Annotated in this window: 4 protein-coding genes; all 4 read left to right on the forward strand. The window is 66.4% G+C overall.

Annotated elements, in window-relative coordinates:
• Positions 1-499 (forward strand): 30S ribosomal protein S2 (gene rpsB / locus ACFWF3_RS30725; RefSeq protein WP_379317204.1); only part of this gene is annotated, 499 nt, incomplete at its 5' end.
• A gap of 108 nt (positions 500-607) precedes the next feature.
• A complete protein-coding gene (tsf, locus tag ACFWF3_RS30730) occupies positions 608-1,432 on the forward strand; it encodes a translation elongation factor Ts (RefSeq protein ID WP_378992207.1) in 825 nt (274 codons plus the stop codon).
• A gap of 168 nt (positions 1,433-1,600) precedes the next feature.
• Positions 1,601-2,329, forward strand: a complete 729-nt coding sequence (pyrH, locus tag ACFWF3_RS30735) for a UMP kinase (RefSeq protein WP_378607015.1) — start codon at positions 1,601-1,603, stop codon at positions 2,327-2,329.
• A gap of 49 nt (positions 2,330-2,378) precedes the next feature.
• The coding region (gene frr / locus ACFWF3_RS30740) for a ribosome recycling factor (RefSeq protein ID WP_379317206.1) at positions 2,379-2,867 on the forward strand (489 nt) is incomplete at its 3' end.

Genomic DNA, 2,867 nt, shown 5'->3' on the forward strand with positions numbered 1-2,867 from the left:
GAAGGAAATCCTCATGCTCACGCGTGAGATGACCAAGCTGGACCGCACCCTCGGTGGTATCCGTGACATGGCCAAGGTTCCCTCGGCCATCTGGATCGTCGATACCAACAAGGAGCACATCGCCGTCGGCGAGGCGCGCAAGCTGAACATCCCGGTCATCGCGATCCTGGATACCAACTGCGACCCCGACCTGGTCGACTACCCGATCCCGGGTAACGACGACGCGATCCGTTCCGCCGCACTGCTCACCAAGGTCGTCGCCTCCGCGGTGGCCGAGGGCGTGCAGGCCCGCGCGGGCCAGGCTTCCGGCGACGCGAAGCCCGAAGCCGGCGCAGGCGAGCCGCTGGCCGAGTGGGAGCAGGAGCTCCTGTCCTCGGCGACCCCGGCTGCCGAAGCCGATGTCGCTGCCGCGACCGAGGCCCCGGCCGTCGAGACCCCGGCCGAGGCCGAGGCCGAGGTCAAGGCCGACCCGGCACAGCACACCCCGGCCGACTTCTGAGCTGACCGGTAGCACTACGTTCACCTTGCCGGCCCTTCTGAATTCAGAAGCGGTCGGCAAGGTGGTGTTAACACCCAAGCACCCCACACACGAGGAGGCTCGCCCCCGATGGCGAACTACACCGCTGCTGATGTGAAGCGGCTCCGGGAGCTCACCGGCTCCGGCATGATGGACTGCAAGAACGCGCTGGCCGACTCCGACGGCGATTTCGACAAGGCCGTCGAGGTGCTGCGCATCAAGGGCGCCAAGGACGTCGGCAAGCGCGCCGAGCGTGCGACCGCCGAAGGCCTGGTCATCGCCAAGGACGGCGTCATGGTCGAGATCAACTGCGAGACCGACTTCGTTGCCAAGAACGCCGAGTTCCAGCAGCTGGCCGACGCGATCGTGACCGCGGCCGCCGCGGCGAAGCCGGCCGACCTGGACGCCCTCAAGGCGCTCAAGCTGACCGACGGCACCGTTGACGACGCCGTGCAGGCGCTGTCGGCCAAGATCGGCGAGAAGCTGGAACTGCGTCGCGTCGTGTCCTTCGACGGCCCGGTCGCCACCTACCTGCACAAGCGCGCTTCGGACCTGCCGCCCGCCGTCGGCGTGCTGGTGGAGTACGAAGGCACCGGCGACGCCGCTGCCGACGCCGCGCGTGCCGCGGGCATGCAGGTCGCCGCGCTCAAGGCCAAGTACCTGACCCGCGAGGAGGTGCCCGCCGATGTCGTCGACAACGAGCGTCGCATCGCCGAGGAGACCGCGCGCGAAGAGGGCAAGCCCGAAGCCGCGCTGGCGAAGATCACCGAAGGCCGCGTGAACGGCTTCTTCAAGGACGTCGTGCTGCTCGAGCAGTCCGCCGTCACCGACTCCAAGAAGACCGTCAAGGCGCTTCTGGAAGAGGCGGGCGTGAACGTGAAGCGTTTCGCTCGTTTCGAGGTCGGCCAGGCCTGATCCGCCTGAACTTCACGAACAGCCTCTTCGGCGCGGTGTGATGCCGCGCCGGAGGGGCTTTCCTCATGGATCGACCGACCCCACTTCCGGGTGACCGCAACCTGATAGGGCAGGATGGATGCCGCCTGCTCGCCCCGCTCTCGACCTCGCCGAAGGAGACCGACACCCATGACCGACCCGGGTAACGACCGCCCTGGATACAACCGGGTGCTGCTCAAGCTGGGTGGGGAGATGTTCGGTGGTGGCGGAGTGGGCCTCGATCCCGACGTCGTGCAGACCGTGGCCGAGCAGATCGCCGAGATCGTCGAGACCGGCGTGCAGGTGGCCGTGGTGATCGGCGGCGGCAACTTCTTCCGCGGCGCCGAATTGGAGGAGCGCGGCATGGAGCGGGCGCGCTCCGACTACATGGGCATGCTCGGCACCGTGATGAACAGCCTTGCCCTCCAGGATTTCCTTCAGCAGCAGGGTGTGGACACCCGCGTGCAGACCGCCATCACCATGGGCCAGGTCGCCGAGCCCTACCTGCCGCTGCGCGCCAAGCGCCACCTCGAGAAGGGCCGCGTCGTGATCTTCGGCGCGGGAATGGGCATGCCCTACTTCTCCACCGACACCACCGCCGCTCAGCGCGCGCTGGAAATCGGCGCCGACGTGGTGCTGATGGCGAAAGCGGTCGACGGTGTGTTCGACGCCGATCCGCGCGTCGACCCGAATGCGAGCATGTTCACCGAGATCACCCACAAGGAAGTGATCGAAAAGGGCCTGAAGGTGGCCGATGCCACCGCGTTCAGTCTCTGCATGGACAACCAGATGCCGATGCTGGTGTTCAATCTGTTGATCAAGGGCAATATTGCCCGCGCGGTCGCCGGTGAACCCATCGGCACCCTGGTTCGGTCGTGACCCCGCACCCGCGGACGATGACGATGACGACGCTGTGGAGGATTCGGTCGTGATTGATGAAGCGCTCTTCGATGCCGAAGAGAAGATGGACAAGGCCGTCACGGTGGCGAAGGACGACCTGGGCAGCATCCGTACCGGTCGCGCCAACCCGGGCATGTTCACCCGTGTGCTGATCGAGTACTACGGCTCGCTCACCCCGATCACCCAGGTCTCGAGCATCACCGTGCCCGAGCCGCGCATGGTCGTGATCAAGCCCTACGAGCAGAGCTCGCTCGGCCTGATCGAGAACGCCATCCGTAACTCCGACCTGGGCGTGAATCCGACCAACAACGGCGACATCCTGCGCATCTCGGTGCCGCAGCTCACCGAGGAACGTCGCCGCGAGATGGTCAAGATGGCCAAGAGCAAGGGCGAGGACGCCAAGGTCTCGATTCGCAACGTCCGCCGCAAGGCGATGGACGAACTCGGTCGCATCCAGAAGGATGGCGAAGCGGGTGAGGACGAGGTCGGGCGCGCCGAGAAGGAGCTCGACAAGACC

The sequence above is a fragment of the Nocardia sp. NPDC060220 genome, from assembly GCF_042727815.1.
Lineage (GTDB): Bacteria > Actinomycetota > Actinomycetes > Mycobacteriales > Mycobacteriaceae > Nocardia.

What these genes read in the sequence shown, in the direction of transcription:
- pyrH (WP_378607015.1), top strand. Translation starts at nt 1,601, where the DNA reads ATGACCGACCCGGGTAACGACCGCCCTGGATACAACCGGGTGCTGCTC.
- tsf (WP_378992207.1), top strand. Translation starts at nt 608, where the DNA reads ATGGCGAACTACACCGCTGCTGATGTGAAGCGGCTCCGGGAGCTCACC.